Source organism: Bordetella genomosp. 10 (genome assembly GCF_002261225.1).
Classification (GTDB): Bacteria; Pseudomonadota; Gammaproteobacteria; order Burkholderiales; family Burkholderiaceae_B; genus Bordetella_C.
Genome location: NZ_NEVM01000001.1, coordinates 475,104 through 488,219 on the forward strand (window position 1 = coordinate 475,104; position 13,116 = coordinate 488,219).

Consider the following 13,116-nt stretch of genomic DNA (forward strand, 5'->3'; position numbering starts at 1 on the left):
ATGCCGAGCCCCCGTGTCGTAGGCCTGTGTCTTGTCGCCCTGCTTGCCGGCTGTTCCTCGAGTGGATCCACGAAGGATGCCGGCCCGGACGGCGCATCCGCTTTCTCCTCGTCCTCCACGTCCGCCGCCAAGAGCGGAAATTCGTGCAGATCGAATCGCAGCAGTTGCCTCTACAACGGGGCGTACGAAGAAGGCGAGCGGGACTACGCGCAGCAAGAAGCGGCCAAGTTGAACCTGGCCGAGTTGCAGCGGCTGAAGCGCGGCTTCTGACAGCGAGGATCCGACTGCCGTAGGCGTTTTGGATATGTATTAGTAATTCGCGTCTGAAACGCTATAAGAATAAAGAACTCATGATTCATCGTCTCGCATGTGAGACGACGCCTCGCCGTAGGCTTCACCATATTTCCCCATATATTTTGTGGGGCATTTCACCGGCTCATCGCGAAAACTAACGTCCTGATTTCCCACGGGTCGGTCTCGGCCATCATTTGCGCAGACGTTTAACATATCGTATAAGTTGTCAACTTATATGGACAATCGCCAGCGATGCATTCCGAAGACCTGCCTTTTCCCGATCCTCTCATCGACGTCGCCCCTTTGGCCAAGGCGTTGGAACAGTTCGCCGTGGCCCGAGACTGGGCCCAGTTCCATTCGCCCAAGAATCTGGTCATGGCGCTTACTGGAGAGGTAGGCGAGCTTACGGAGATTTTCCAGTGGATGACGGAGGCGCAGTCATGTGCTGCCGGCAAAGACCCGCGAACCGCGCAGGCGATAAAGGATGAACTGGCGGATGTGCAGTTGTACCTTGTCCGGTTGGCGTCTGTACTCGGAGTGGACCTGAACGAGGCTGTTCGACAGAAGCTTCAAAAGAACGCTCGAAAATACCCTGTTGATAAAGCCAAGGGTTCAAGCAAGAAATACACCGATCTCTAGTTCCTTGCCGTCAGAGACAAGCCCGATGATCGTTTACGAAGCGGACAAGAAGCAGTTTCTCCATGACATTGACTTCGACGATATTGAGAACGTTGTCCTTGCGCGTTTCAAGGCAGCCACCGGTCGAGGAGTGAATGCTTCGGAGATGCGTTCCTGGAGAGAGTCTCTGAATCAACTCGCCATGGTACTGCGTGATGAGGGGATACCCGGCAATATGGGCGTCGCCATTGAGTTGCACATCCCGCAATCCTCAAAACGCATTGATGTCACCCTGACCGGCAGTGACGAGGCGGGAGGCAAGAACGCCATCATCATCGAGTTGAAGCAATGGGAAAAAGCCTCCGCGACCGAGAAAGACGCCATCGTGGTGACTTATGTCGGGAAGGGGAAAAGGGAGACGGTCCATCCTTCCTACCAGGCTTGGTCGTACGCATCGCTGCTTGAGGGGTTCAATGAAGCCGTATACGAGGGCGGAATTTCCATCCGCCCTTGCGCTTACCTGCACAATTATGCGTGTGACGGTGTGTTGGATGGGCCTCATTATTCGAGCTACACGGCTAAGGCGCCGTTGTTTCTCAGGGGCGCCAAGGAACGCCAGCAACTACGGGATTTCATCAAGAAATACGTCAAGCATGGTGATTCCAGGGGAATCCTTCACGAACTGGCTCATGGCCGCATCCGGCCGTCCAAGGCGCTTGCCGATGCCCTGAAGGGCCTGTTGGCCGCCAAGCCCGAGTTTGTGCTGGTGGACGACCAAAAGGAGGTATTCGAATCGGCCCTGGCGGCCGTCCGGACGGCCTCCGCGGAAGCCCCCAAGGTTGTGATCATTGAAGGGGGACCAGGGACCGGAAAAACGGTGCTGGCCATCAACCTGCTTGTGCGTCTGATTGGATCGGGCCTGTTCGGGCAGTACGTGTCGAAGAACGCCGCCCCGCGCGAGGTCTATCAATCAAGGCTGACCGGAACGATCACCAAGACCAAATTCTCGAGCATGTTCTCGGGGTCGGGACGCTTCTTCTCCACAGGTGTCAACACATACGATTTTCTGATCGTTGATGAAGCACATCGGCTCAATGAAAAAAGCGGCTTGTATGGGCACCTTGGAGAGAACCAGGTCAAGGAACTGATCGACGCATCGGCATGCACGGTATTCTTCATCGACGAAGACCAACGTGTAGCTCTGAGCGACATAGGAACCAAGCAGAGAATTCGAGATTTTGCCCAGGCCAAGGGCGCGCAAGTGGAAGAGTACGAGCTGGCGTCTCAGTTTCGGTGCAGTGGATCGGACGGCTACCTGGCATGGCTGGACGATGTGCTTGGCATCCGTACTACCGCGAATCCGCTTCTTGAAACGACCGAATATGATTTTCAGGTGTTCGAGTCGCCTCAGGCCTTGCATGAGGCAATCAAGGCCAGGAATGATCGAAACAAGGCGCGTGTAGTTGCAGGATATTGCTGGCCTTGGCGTAGCAAGAAAGATCCTCGTGCGGACGATATCGTCATCGGCGAATATCGCAGACAGTGGAACTTAAGCAAGGATGGCAGTCTGTGGATTATTGCCCCGGAATCAGTTGAACAAGTGGGCTGCATCCATACCTGCCAAGGTCTTGAGGTGGACTACGTCGGCGTCATCATTGGTCCGGATCTTATTGTCCGTGATGGCAAGATCGAGACTCGACCCGAGGAGAGAGACCGTCACGACAAGACGATTCGCGGATACAAGAGCTGGCTTAAGATCGACCCCGTGCTGGCAAGAGCCGAGGTGGATCGCATTATCAAGAATACGTATAAGACGCTTATGAGTCGCGGGATGAAAGGGTGTTATGTGTACTGCACGGATGAAGCGACGGCTGAGTATCTGCGGTCGCGCATTCGCGAGGCAGACTCGACAGATCTCCTGAGCGTCGGCGAAGCGTCGGCTGAGCATGCGGGCGCTGTCTGACGAATTTGCAGGTGGCTTCGCAGCTTGATGAACGACGCAGTCAGGTTCGTCCAGCGTCGCCGCGCGACCCGATGGCAAGAATAAAGACAGCAAGAATAAAGACAGCAAGAAAAAAATCAGGCAGCAGAGGTTCCGGGAGGGGGCAAGGCCATGACAGCCGCTACGCGCATGTCCGTCGGCGATTATTTATGTGTCGCGGGCGTCGTCGCGATTTGGGGATTGAACTTCGTCATCATGAAGATGGGGCTGAAGAGCCTGAGTCCCATGCTGCTGGGCGGTTTGCGTTTCGCCGTGGCTTCGCTGCCGTTTCTTCTGTTCGTGAAACGGCCGGCGCTGCCTTGGCGCTATCTCGCTTCGGCCGGGCTGCTGCAAGGGCTGGGGCAATTCGGTTTGCTGTTTACCGCCCTCAAGTTCGGCATGACCGCGGGCATGGCTTCCGTGGTGATGCAGATGCAGGCGATGTTCACGATATTGCTGGCGCGCCCGTTGCTCAATGAACGCGGCAGCCTGCGCCAATGGCTGGGCCTGCTGGTCGCCGCGGTGGGCCTGGCCGCCATCGCGTCGGCGCATGGGGACGGGCCCGGGCAGATGACGCTCATCGGTTTCGTGTTGACCCTGGCCGCGGCGTTCATGTGGGCAGGCGCGAATATGGTGGTGCGCTTCGCCTGGCGCGCCAGGCTTTCCTACGACCCGCTTGCTTTCGTCGTCTGGAGCAGCCTGGTGCCTATCGTGCCGTTCTTCGCCCTGGCCTTCCTGACCGAAGGCGAGGACGCGACGTGGCGGATGCTGGGCGCCGTGGGCATACGCGAAGGCCTGGCCGTGCTGTACCTGGGCCTGCTGGCCACCCTGTTGGCGTATTCCCTCTGGACACGGTTGCTGCAGCGCCATGACGCGGGACGCGTATCGCCCTATTCGCTGCTCGTGCCCGTCGTCGGCTTGTGGGCGGGCGCGTTCGCGTTCGACGAACGGCTCTCGGGTGTGCAGTGGCTGGGCGTCGGCACGATTATGTGCGGTTTGCTGATCAATCAATTCCGGCTGCGCGGATAATCGGCGGACCTTCCCGTGCATTCCCAGGGGCGGGCTACAAAAGCGGCTGCCCGGTAGCGGTCTTTTCCTTGTTTCGAATGCGGGATATCCGAACCGGCCGTCGCGTTGCCGGTTATGGTTATGGCGTCGCGGGCACGGCCGGGGATGTCAGGTAGGCCGCTCCGCTATCGATCAACCGCCGGCTGCCTGGGCCAGCACCGAGATACGTAGGCGACAGTGACCGACTCCAATCAATACACTCCCCCCAAAGTCTGGACGTGGAACCAGCCCAACGGCGGCAAGTTCGCGAGCATCAACCGGCCGATCGCCGGACCGACGCACGAGAAGGAATTGCCTGTCGGGCGGCATCCCTTGCAGTTGTATTCGCTGGCGACGCCGAACGGACAGAAAGTCACGATCCTGCTCGAAGAACTGCTGGCCCTGGGCCACAAGGGCGCGGAATACGATGCCTGGCTGATCAGGATCGGCGAGGGCGACCAGTTCGGCAGCGGCTTCGTCGAGGTCAACCCGAACTCCAAGATTCCCGCCTTGATGGACCGCTCCGGCGCGCAGCCGGTGCGCGTGTTCGAGTCCGGTTCGATCCTGCTTTACCTGGCCGAGAAGTTCGGCGCCTTCGTGCCGACCACGCAACCGGAGCGGGCCGAGGCGCTCTCATGGCTGTTCTGGCAGATGGGCAGCGCGCCCTACCTGGGCGGTGGTTTCGGGCATTTCTACGCGTATGCGCCGACCAAGATCGAATATGCGATCGACCGCTTCGCCATGGAGACCAAGCGCCAGCTCGACGTGCTGGATCGTCGCCTCGCGGAAAACGAATACCTGGGCGGTTCGGCCTACACGATCGCGGATATCGCCGTGTTCCCCTGGTACGGCGGCCTGGTGAAGGGCTGGCTGTATGGCGACTCGGCCGAATTCCTTTCGGCGCACGAATACAAGAACGTGCTGCGTTGGGCGGACGCCATCGCCGCGCGGCCGGCCGTGGTGCGCGGCCGCATGGTGAACCGCGTGAGCGGCGACCCCGCCGGCCAGTTGCGCGAACGCCATGACGCCGGCGACTTCGAGACCCGGACGCAGGACAAGATCGAAGGCTAGCGTCGTGTCCCGCGCCGCATTGCTTCGGCCGGCGGCTACCGCGCGCCTTGCGCCATTTCCGGCATCGGCCCGACGTACCGGCCGCGCGGCCGGATCACCTGGGCCTCTCTCGATTGCTCCAGGCTGTGCGCCAGCAATCCCACGCTGCGCGCGGTGGCGAAGAGGCCGAAAGCCGCGTCCGGCGGCAGGCGCAGGTGCGCGGCCAGCGCCGCCAGGGCGGCGTCGATGTTGGGCCGCAGGCCGGTGAGATCGTTCACCTTGCGGATGAAGCGGGTAATCGGCTCGGGCGGCTCGAACAAGGCCAGCAGGGCCTGCGCGCGGGGATCGCCTTCGGGATACAGGTGATGGCCGAAGCCCGCCAGGGGCAGGCCCGTGGAGAGGTAGTGCGCGATGACGTGGTCCTCTCCCAGGCGTTCGACCTCGTCGAGCAAGGCCTGCACGCGGCCGGATGCGTCGCCGTGCAAGGGCGCGGCCAGGGTGGTCAGGCCCGCCAGCAGGCAAGCCGGCAGCGAGGCCGCGTTGGACGCGGCGATGCGCGCCGCGAACGCGGAGCTGGTCAGTTCGTGGTCGGCGAGCAGGACCATGGCCGCGCGAAAGAGATCGGCCACCTTGGCCGGCTGTTTCCAGCCTTGCGCGAAGCGCTGGTGCAGCGGTTCGCTGCCTTGCCGGGCGCCGAAGGCATGCGCCAGGTGGCCGACGAGATGCTGACACTCGATATGCAGTACGCGGGTCAACCGTCCACGGGTGGAGTGACCCGTCGCGGCCAGCGCGGCCAATCTCGTGAATGCGGCGACGCGTCCGGGCGCGTCCTCGGGCTGCGCGACGCTCTTCGCGTGGCCGCCGGCCGCGGCGCGCCGGGAGCTGGCCGCACGCTGGCTACCCGCCAATGCCTTGCCCGTTCGGTCCTTGTCCGGGACCGGCGATATCCCTGACGCCCCCGGCACCGCCGACGAAAAGTCGATGTCCTGCTCCGCGTTCCACAGCAGCCTGGCCACGTCCTCCACGGTCGCCGTGCGCGACAGCGTGATCGCATCCTGCCCGCGGTAGTACAGGCGCTCGCGGATGAACGTCGAGACCGCCGTCGGAATACTGGGTTCGGCGCCGAACAGGGTATTGGTCGCCAGCGTCTCGTGCTTGCGCCCCGCCTGCTTGCGCTTGGCCAGGCTGGCGACGTCTTCCGCCCGGTAGAGACTGCGCCGGGTGTCTTCCGGGTCGGTCATGACTTCCAGCTTGCCGCGGCTGACGTAGGCATAAAGCGTCTGCGGCCGCACGCCCAGGCGGTTGCATGCCTCGCTCATCGATATCCAGGAAGCCATGCGGATCCTTGAAGAATGTTCCTGCGCCACGCCGCTGCAGGGTCGTTTTCCGCCTTGGGGCGGCCCGGCGGAAGAAGGCGAGGGAGAAGGCGCGACCATGCGTCTGCATGCCCGCTACAAATTTTTATATATTGATTTTGTACATCAATATTGCCATCAGAATCAATCTTTCCATACCATGGACACATTCCACCAAGAACGATTCCGAGACAACCGCCGCGGCCCACGGCCGCGACTCCGATGCAAAGGCGTACGGACATGAAGCCCCAGGTGCTGCAACTGAACCCCATCCTGATCCCCGCGATCAACGACGAGCTGGCGTCGCTGTACGAGGTGCACAAGCTGTTCGAAATGGACGATCCGGCCGCCTTCCTGCGCGAGCGGGGCGCGGCCGTGGGCGCGGTGATCACCGGCGGCCATACGGGCATCTCCCGGGAGATGCTGGCGCAGTTGCCCAACCTGAAGGTGGTGGCGGTGAACGGGGTGGGAACGGACGCCGTCGACCTCGCCTATTGCCGCGAGCGGGGCCTGCCCGTGACGGCGACCATCGGCGCGCTGACCGAGGACGTGGCGGACCTGGCCATCGGCCTGCTGATCGCCGCCTGCCGCAACCTGTGCGCGGTGGATCGCTTCGTGCGCGACGGCCAATGGGCGCGGCAGCCGTCGCCCGGCGCGCTGCCGCTGGCGCGCCGTTTCAGCGGCATGCGCGTCGGCATCGTCGGCCTGGGGCGCGTGGGACGCGCCGTCGCCGTGCGCGCGGCGGCGTTCGGATGCGGGATTCTCTATACCGATCTGCGGCGCATGGACGACGTCGAATACGGATTCGTGCCGGACCTGGTCGAGCTGGCGCGGCAGTCGGATGCGCTGGTGCTGTGCGCCGCGGCCGACCAGGCGGAAGGCATCGTGAATGCCGCCGTGCTGGACGCCCTGGGGCCGCGCGGTTTCCTGGTCAACGTGGCGCGCGGCCGCCTGGTCAACGAGCCGGACCTGGCCGAGGCCATCGCGGCGGGCCGCATCGCCGGCGCGGGCCTGGACGTTTTCGTCGACGAACCGCGCGTGCCTGACGCGCTGCGCGAGTCCGATCGCACGACGCTGCAGGCCCATCGCGCCAGCGCGACGTGGGAGACCCGCGAGGCGATGGCCCGCATGGTGCTGGACAGCGTCGCCCAAGGCCTGGCGGGACAACGCCCGGCGATGAGCCTGACGACTTGAACCGATAGTCACCGTCAACCTCATCAACACCATCAACCTATCGCAGGAGATATCCCTTGAACGCCCCTTCCAGGAAAATCGCGCTTGTCACCGGCGCCGGCAGCGGCGTGGGCCGCCTCACGGCGATCGAGCTGCTGAACGACGGCTGGACCGTCGTGCTGGCGGGCCGCCGGCCGGAACCCTTGCAGACGCTGGCGGACGAGGCCGCGTCGCGCGGCCAGGCGGCCCTGGCGGTGCCCACCGACGTGACCCGGCCGGAGAGCGTGCAGGCGCTGTTCGACAGGATCGAAAGCGAATACGGCCGCCTGGACATGCTGTTCAACAACGCCGGCGTGAACGCGCCCGCGGTGCCGATGGACGAGCTGCCGCTGGAGAAGTGGTTCGCCGCGATCGACACCAACGTCACCGGCGTGTTCCTCTGCGCCCGCGCCGCCTTCGGGCTGATGCGCCGCCAGTCGCCGCAAGGCGGCCGCATCATCAACAACGGTTCGATCTCGGCGCATACGCCGCGTCCTTTCACCGCTCCCTACACCGCGAGCAAGCACGCGGTCACGGGCCTGACCAAGGCGCTGTCGCTGGACGGGCGCGCCTTCAACATCGTGGCCGGCCAGATCGACATCGGCAATGCGCTGACGGAGCTGTCCGAACGCATGAAGCGCGGCGTGCTGCAAGCCAATGGCACGACGGCGCCCGAGCCCATGATGGATGCGCAGCACGTCGCCAGCGCCGTCAGGCACATGGCGTCGCTGCCGCTGGACGCGAACGTGCTGACCATGACCGTGATGGCGAGCAATATGCCCTTTGTCGGACGCGGTTGATCGCCGCGCCGCTGACGGCGATTCCCATGAGAGTTGAGTATCAACCAATAGGAAGGAGACAAGACATGCCGTTCAACACCCTGTCCAAGGCGCTGGCCGCCACGACCGCCGCCGCGGCGCTGGCCCTGGCGCCCGGCCTGGCGCCGGCCCAGAGTTATCCCGACCACGCCATCCGCGTCATCGTCCCCGCGCCGCCGGGCGGCGGTATCGACATCATCGCCCGCGTCATCGGCGAGAAGCTGTCGACCGCGCTGGGGCAGGCGGTGATCGTGGACAACCGCCCCGGCGCGTCGAACAACCTGGGCACGGAGATGCTGGCCCACGCCAAGCCCGATGGCTACACGATAGGCATCGTCGGCGGCAGCCACAACATCAACAAGTTCCTGTTCAAGAATCTCGGCTGGGATCCCGAAAAGAGCTTCGAGCCCATCGTCTACACGCACGAAATCCCCCTGGTCTTCGCCATCTATCCCAAGATTCCCGCCAAGACCCTGCCGGAACTGGTCAGCTATATGAAGGCCCACCCGGAGGAGGACAAGGTCGCGACCTCCGGCCGCGGCAGCGCGCAGGAGATGGCCGCCGAGATGTTCAAGATGGCCAGCGGCGTGCCGATGCTGATGATTCCCTACAAGGGTTCGTCCGCCGCGCATCCCGACTTGCTGGCGGGGCGCACCATGCTCTACATCGACACGATCAGCGCGATCCAGGAGCAGGTGAAGTCCGGCAACGTGCGCGCCGTCGCGGTGTCCTCCCTCAAGCGCGCGAAGGCCTTGCCGGACGTGCCGACCGCCGACGAGCAAGGCTACAAGGGCTTCAACGCGAACACCAATGGCGGCTTCCTGGCGCCGGCGGGCACGCCCAGGGAGATCGTCGACAAGCTCAACGTCGAGATCAACAAGGCTTTGCGGATGCCCGACGTGCGCGCCAAGCTGGAAGCCGCCGGCATCGATATCCAGGGCGGCTCGCCGGAGGACTATGCCAAGGTGATCCACTCGGACCTGGAGAAATGGGGCAAGGTCATCAAGCAGGCGGGCATCCAGCTCGAATAAGGCGCGGCCCGCTCAGGACGGCAGGCTGAGGACGCGTTCCGGGTAGATGGCCGCGAGCCGGCTCGCGGCGTCGCCATGCGCGGCTTGCCAGAGCGAGAGCAGGCGGTCGGCGCCGGTGCATCGGGTGTCGAGCGCACAACGCGCATAGGCCAGCCAGCGGCGGTCGGCGTCCGCCAGCCCCGCTTCGGCGACGGCCAGCGTGTCGGCGGCAAGCCGGTACGCCAGGCCGTCGTCCAGCGCCGCCTCGATGGCGGTGGCGCGCAGGCCGCGCAAGGTCAGCCAGCCGTACTCCCGGACCAGGCTCTCGGCCTGCGCCAGGTTGCGCAGCAGCCCCAGTTGCATGGCCGAGGGCGCCAGCGGCGCCGTCATGGCGACGTCGTCGCCCGCCTCGCGGCGCAACTGCCGGTCCGGGAATAGCGCCGACGGGGCGCGGCCTTCGATGTAGCCGTCCACGCCCAGGCGTTCGTGCAGCGCCTCGATGCCTCCCGGCTGGCCCCAGTGCGCCAGCAATTCCTCCACGGGACAGTCGCCGGCCAGCCGGTAGCGCCAGCGCGCATCCAGGAAGTTGAAGAACTGGGCGTACGTGAAATGCGCCGCGCGCGGCGTCAGCATGACCCGCGCGCCGTTGTCGGCGCGCCGGCCCGGCCACGACGGCGCGCGCAGGAAGCGGCTCAGCGAGGGATCGCCGTCGAGATGGACCGTGGCGTCGCGCTTGTAGCCGGACGCGGCGGCCAACGGCAGCGAACAACTGTGCGTGTCGCCCTCGAACATCCAGCGGAAGTAGTCGCCCAGGTCCTCGAAAGGCCGGTCCGGCATCCGGTGCAGCCGCAGGTCGCTGGCGTAGCGGGCATGGCGGAACATGCGCTCCCACAGGGTCGCGCGGTTGTCCTTGCGCCCGGTCGGCCGGCCGCACTCCAGCGGGCTGTTGGCGAACAGCGCGATGAAGGCCGGCGCCAGGGCCATGACGACGTTGACCGCGCGCGCCGCGTCGCGGACAGGCATGGACGTGCAAGGGCTGTTCTGCGCCTTGGCGTCTATGCCCACCCGGTGCAGCCAGCCGCGATGGCCGACGATGTCCTCGTAGAGGGGGCGCGGCACCCGCAGCGCGGCGTAGCGCGCCGGGTCCAGGGACGCCGCGGGATGTTCGCCGGCATTCAGGATCGCGGCATCCTCCTGCGCCAGCGCGTCTTGCACGTCGCGCAGTTCCGCATGGACCGCCGCCGCCAGGCGATCCAGTCCGCCGGGACCGCCGGCGACGGGACGCAGGGCGCTCTCCAGCAGGTTGAAACCATTGTCCAGGCCGCTGTCGGCGAGGGCGCCGCGCGCGCTGACCACCCGGCCCGCCAGGACGCCCAGCGCCATCGTCTCGCCGCGCGCGGCGCGCAGGCGCGCCAGCGAGGCGGGATAGGCCCGCACGGCATGGCTGGCGCCGCTGCCGCGGCGGACCGCCACCATTTCCATTTCGAGTCCCAGTTTTTGTCCGGCCCGGACCTGTCCGGCCTTGTCCCGCAGCTTCATGCGTCGACCTCGGAAAAACGTCTGCGCGGCGCGGCGGCCGCCCGCAAGGAATGTCCTGCGACGCTAAGTACCGTGGACACCGGTACGCGATCCCTGGCTACCGGTCGCCGGCATCGGACCGATACGCGAGGCTGCCCGGGCAGTCCGGGCAGCGGGGCCCCGCATCCGCGCTAGAATGCTGGCCGAACCAACCCCGGCGCAGGTTGTCGCGCGTGCCACGCGCCTGCTCATCCGTCATCGGATTCCTTACCGCATGAGCATGCGTGGCGATACCCGCGATTACCGCGATATTTTTCTTGGCGACGTCCCCATGATGGACGCGCGCGCGCCCATCGAGTTCGGCAAGGGCGCGTTTCCGCATGCGGTCAACCTGCCGCTGATGACCGACAGCGAGCGCCAGAAGGTCGGCACCTGCTACACGCAGCAGGGCGAAGCCGCGGCGATCGCGCTGGGCCACCGGCTGGTCAGCGGGCAGGTCAAGGCAGAGCGCCTGGCCGCCTGGGCGGACTTCGCCCGCGCCCATCCCGACGGTTATCTCTATTGCTTCCGTGGCGGCTTGCGTTCGCAGATCGTGCAGACCTGGCTGCGCGAGGAGGCCGGCATCGCTTATCCGCGCGTGGTCGGGGGCTACAAGGCCTTGCGCGGTTTCCTCCTGGATACGCTGGACCGCGCGCTGGCCGAATGCCGTTTCACGGTGCTGGGCGGCATGACGGGCACGGGCAAGACGGACGTCCTGCTGCAACTGGAGCAGGGCCTGGACCTGGAAGGACACGCCCGCCACCGCGGCTCCAGCTTCGGCAAGCGCGTCGTCGGCCAGCCGGCGCAGATCGATTTCGAGAACGGCCTGGCCATCGACATCCTGAAGAAACGCCACGCCGGCCACGCGCATTTCGTGGTGGAGGACGAGGGACAGGCCATCGGGGGGTGCAGCCTGCCGGTGGGCCTGCACCAGGGAATGCAACGCTATCCGCTGGTATGGCTGGAGGACAGCTTCGAGAACCGGGTGCAACGCATCCTGCGCGACTACGTCGTCAACCTGTGCGCCGAGTTCATCGATGCGCATGGCGAGGCGCAGGGATGGGCGCTGTTCGCGCAGCGGCTGCGGCAAAGCCTGGACAAGATCCAGAAGCGGCTGGGCGGCCTGCGGCACCAGCAGTTGGTGGCCGTCATGGACGCCGCGCTGGCGGAACAGACGCGCAGCGGCGACGTACAGGGCCACCGCGCGTGGATCGAGGCCCTGCTGACCGGCTACTACGATCCCATGTACCGCCACCAGCGCGAAAGCAAGGCGGACCGCATCGTTTTCGCCGGGGACGCGGCCGCCGTCCTGGCTTATCTGCGCCGCGCCGCGGGTTCATGACAGCAAACGGAAGCGGCGGGACGGCATGATCGCGCGGTCATGACCCGCGCCGGCCGGCGGGGCCGCTTGTGGCGCCGCGGCGTCGTGCTTAAGATGCAGGACAGACGACCCGGCCTGTATTCCAGGCCGTGTCCCACATCGAACCTCTGGAGATCCGCTCATGGCGAACGTCGCTCTCATTGGCGCATCCGGCAATGCCGGTGCGCGCATCCTCAAGGAACTGTCCGACCGTGGCCACAGCGTCACCGCGATCGCCCGCAACCCCGAGAAGATCGCCGATCTGCCCAAGGTCACGGCCAGGCGCGGCGACGTCGATGACAAGGAAGGCCTGGCCGCGCTGCTGCGCGGCCACGACGCGGTGATCAGCTCGGTGCGTTTCAGCGCCAGCGATCCGCGCGTGCTGATCGATGCCGTGCGCGCGTCCGGCGTCCGGCGCTACCTGGTGGTGGGCGGGGCCGCCAGCCTGGAGATCGCGCCGGGCAAGCGCCTGCTGGACCAGCCCGATTTCCCGCAGGCCTACAAGGTCGAGGCGACCAAGGGCGCGGAATTCCTCGATCTGCTCAAGGGCGTGCAGGACCTGGACTGGACCTTTTTGTCGCCCTCGGCCATGTTCATGCCCGGCGAACGCACCGGCAAGTTCCGTCTGGGCACCGACCAGTTGCTGACCGGCGAGCATGGCTCGAGCATCAGCTTCGAGGACTACGCGGTCGCCCTGGTCGACGAACTGGAGAAGCCGGCGCACGTGCGCCGGCGCTTCACGGTCGGGTATTGAAGCTGCGGATTCCAAGCCGGGAGGGTGAGGCCGGAGGTTGAAGCCGAATTTCCGGCTGCG

Annotated in this window: 12 protein-coding genes; 10 read left to right on the forward strand and 2 right to left on the reverse strand. The window is 65.2% G+C overall.

Going from position 1 to position 13,116, the window contains the following annotated elements:
• The 5 genes from CAL29_RS02120 (at nt 1) to yghU (ending at nt 5,011) form a co-directional block, all read left to right on the forward strand.
• Complete coding sequence (locus tag CAL29_RS02120; protein ID WP_256977137.1) at nt 1-270, forward strand: hypothetical protein; 270 nt, start codon at nt 1-3, stop codon at nt 268-270.
• 276 nt (nt 271-546) lie between these two features.
• Nucleotides 547-933, forward strand: coding sequence for a nucleotide pyrophosphohydrolase (locus CAL29_RS02125; RefSeq protein WP_094851352.1), 387 nt, complete (start codon nt 547-549; stop codon nt 931-933).
• 25 nt (nt 934-958) lie between these two features.
• Nucleotides 959-2,875, forward strand: a complete 1,917-nt coding sequence (locus CAL29_RS02130; RefSeq protein ID WP_094851353.1) for a DUF2075 domain-containing protein — start codon at nt 959-961, stop codon at nt 2,873-2,875.
• Nucleotides 2,876-3,025: 150 nt separating this feature from the next.
• Nucleotides 3,026-3,922, forward strand: a complete 897-nt coding sequence (locus CAL29_RS02135; RefSeq protein ID WP_094851354.1) for an EamA family transporter — start codon at nt 3,026-3,028, stop codon at nt 3,920-3,922.
• A gap of 216 nt (nt 3,923-4,138) precedes the next feature.
• A complete protein-coding gene (gene yghU, locus CAL29_RS02140) occupies nt 4,139-5,011 on the forward strand; it encodes a glutathione-dependent disulfide-bond oxidoreductase (protein WP_094851355.1) in 873 nt (290 codons plus the stop codon).
• A 35-nt stretch (nt 5,012-5,046) separates the two neighbouring features.
• On the opposite strand, the gene CAL29_RS02145 is transcribed toward yghU, so the two are convergent.
• Entirely contained in the window at nt 5,047-6,327 is a 1,281-nt protein-coding gene (locus tag CAL29_RS02145) for a citrate/2-methylcitrate synthase (RefSeq protein WP_094851356.1), read from the reverse strand.
• A gap of 258 nt (nt 6,328-6,585) precedes the next feature.
• On the opposite strand from CAL29_RS02145, the gene CAL29_RS02150 reads away from it, so the two are divergent.
• The 3 genes from CAL29_RS02150 to CAL29_RS02160 all read left to right on the forward strand — a co-directional run bounded on the left by CAL29_RS02150 (nt 6,586) and on the right by CAL29_RS02160 (nt 9,406).
• Complete coding sequence (locus CAL29_RS02150) at nt 6,586-7,539, forward strand: 2-hydroxyacid dehydrogenase (RefSeq protein WP_094851357.1); 954 nt, start codon at nt 6,586-6,588, stop codon at nt 7,537-7,539.
• A 56-nt stretch (nt 7,540-7,595) separates the two neighbouring features.
• Nucleotides 7,596-8,357 (forward strand): SDR family oxidoreductase, encoded by a 762-nt coding sequence (locus CAL29_RS02155; RefSeq protein ID WP_094851358.1) that lies wholly within the window; start codon nt 7,596-7,598, stop codon nt 8,355-8,357.
• A 65-nt stretch (nt 8,358-8,422) separates the two neighbouring features.
• Nucleotides 8,423-9,406: a Bug family tripartite tricarboxylate transporter substrate binding protein gene (locus CAL29_RS02160; protein ID WP_094851359.1), complete on the forward strand. Its 984-nt coding sequence runs from the start codon at nt 8,423-8,425 to the stop codon at nt 9,404-9,406.
• A gap of 12 nt (nt 9,407-9,418) precedes the next feature.
• Here CAL29_RS02160 and CAL29_RS02165 read toward each other — a convergent pair whose 3' ends face one another.
• Nucleotides 9,419-10,924 (reverse strand): glutamate-cysteine ligase family protein, encoded by a 1,506-nt coding sequence (locus CAL29_RS02165; protein ID WP_094851360.1) that lies wholly within the window; start codon nt 10,922-10,924, stop codon nt 9,419-9,421.
• Between the two features lie 259 nt (nt 10,925-11,183).
• Here CAL29_RS02165 and mnmH point away from each other — a divergent pair, with 259 nt between their 5' ends.
• Together mnmH and CAL29_RS02175 are read left to right on the forward strand one after the other, a co-directional pair.
• Entirely contained in the window at nt 11,184-12,284 is a 1,101-nt protein-coding gene (gene mnmH, locus CAL29_RS02170; RefSeq protein ID WP_094852650.1) for a tRNA 2-selenouridine(34) synthase MnmH, read from the forward strand.
• 160 nt (nt 12,285-12,444) lie between these two features.
• The gene (locus CAL29_RS02175) at nt 12,445-13,056 is read left to right on the forward strand and encodes an NAD(P)-dependent oxidoreductase (protein ID WP_094851361.1); all 612 of its coding nucleotides are present in this window, start codon (nt 12,445-12,447) and stop codon (nt 13,054-13,056) included.
• The last annotated feature ends 60 nt before the right edge of the window (nt 13,057-13,116 follow it).

Bases quoted from the DNA above. Each gene is read 5' to 3' on its own strand.
- CAL29_RS02160 (WP_094851359.1), top strand. From the start codon at position 8,423: ATGCCGTTCAACACCCTGTCCAAGGCGCTGGCCGCCACGACCGCCGCC.
- CAL29_RS02125 (WP_094851352.1), top strand. From the start codon at position 547: ATGCATTCCGAAGACCTGCCTTTTCCCGATCCTCTCATCGACGTCGCC.
- CAL29_RS02130 (WP_094851353.1), top strand. From the start codon at position 959: ATGATCGTTTACGAAGCGGACAAGAAGCAGTTTCTCCATGACATTGAC.
- mnmH (WP_094852650.1), top strand. From the start codon at position 11,184: ATGCGTGGCGATACCCGCGATTACCGCGATATTTTTCTTGGCGACGTC.
- CAL29_RS02120 (WP_256977137.1), top strand. From the start codon at position 1: ATGCCGAGCCCCCGTGTCGTAGGCCTGTGTCTTGTCGCCCTGCTTGCC.
- CAL29_RS02135 (WP_094851354.1), top strand. From the start codon at position 3,026: ATGACAGCCGCTACGCGCATGTCCGTCGGCGATTATTTATGTGTCGCG.
- CAL29_RS02175 (WP_094851361.1), top strand. From the start codon at position 12,445: ATGGCGAACGTCGCTCTCATTGGCGCATCCGGCAATGCCGGTGCGCGC.
- CAL29_RS02145 (WP_094851356.1), bottom strand. From the start codon at position 6,327: ATGGCTTCCTGGATATCGATGAGCGAGGCATGCAACCGCCTGGGCGTG.
- CAL29_RS02150 (WP_094851357.1), top strand. From the start codon at position 6,586: ATGAAGCCCCAGGTGCTGCAACTGAACCCCATCCTGATCCCCGCGATC.
- CAL29_RS02165 (WP_094851360.1), bottom strand. From the start codon at position 10,924: ATGAAGCTGCGGGACAAGGCCGGACAGGTCCGGGCCGGACAAAAACTG.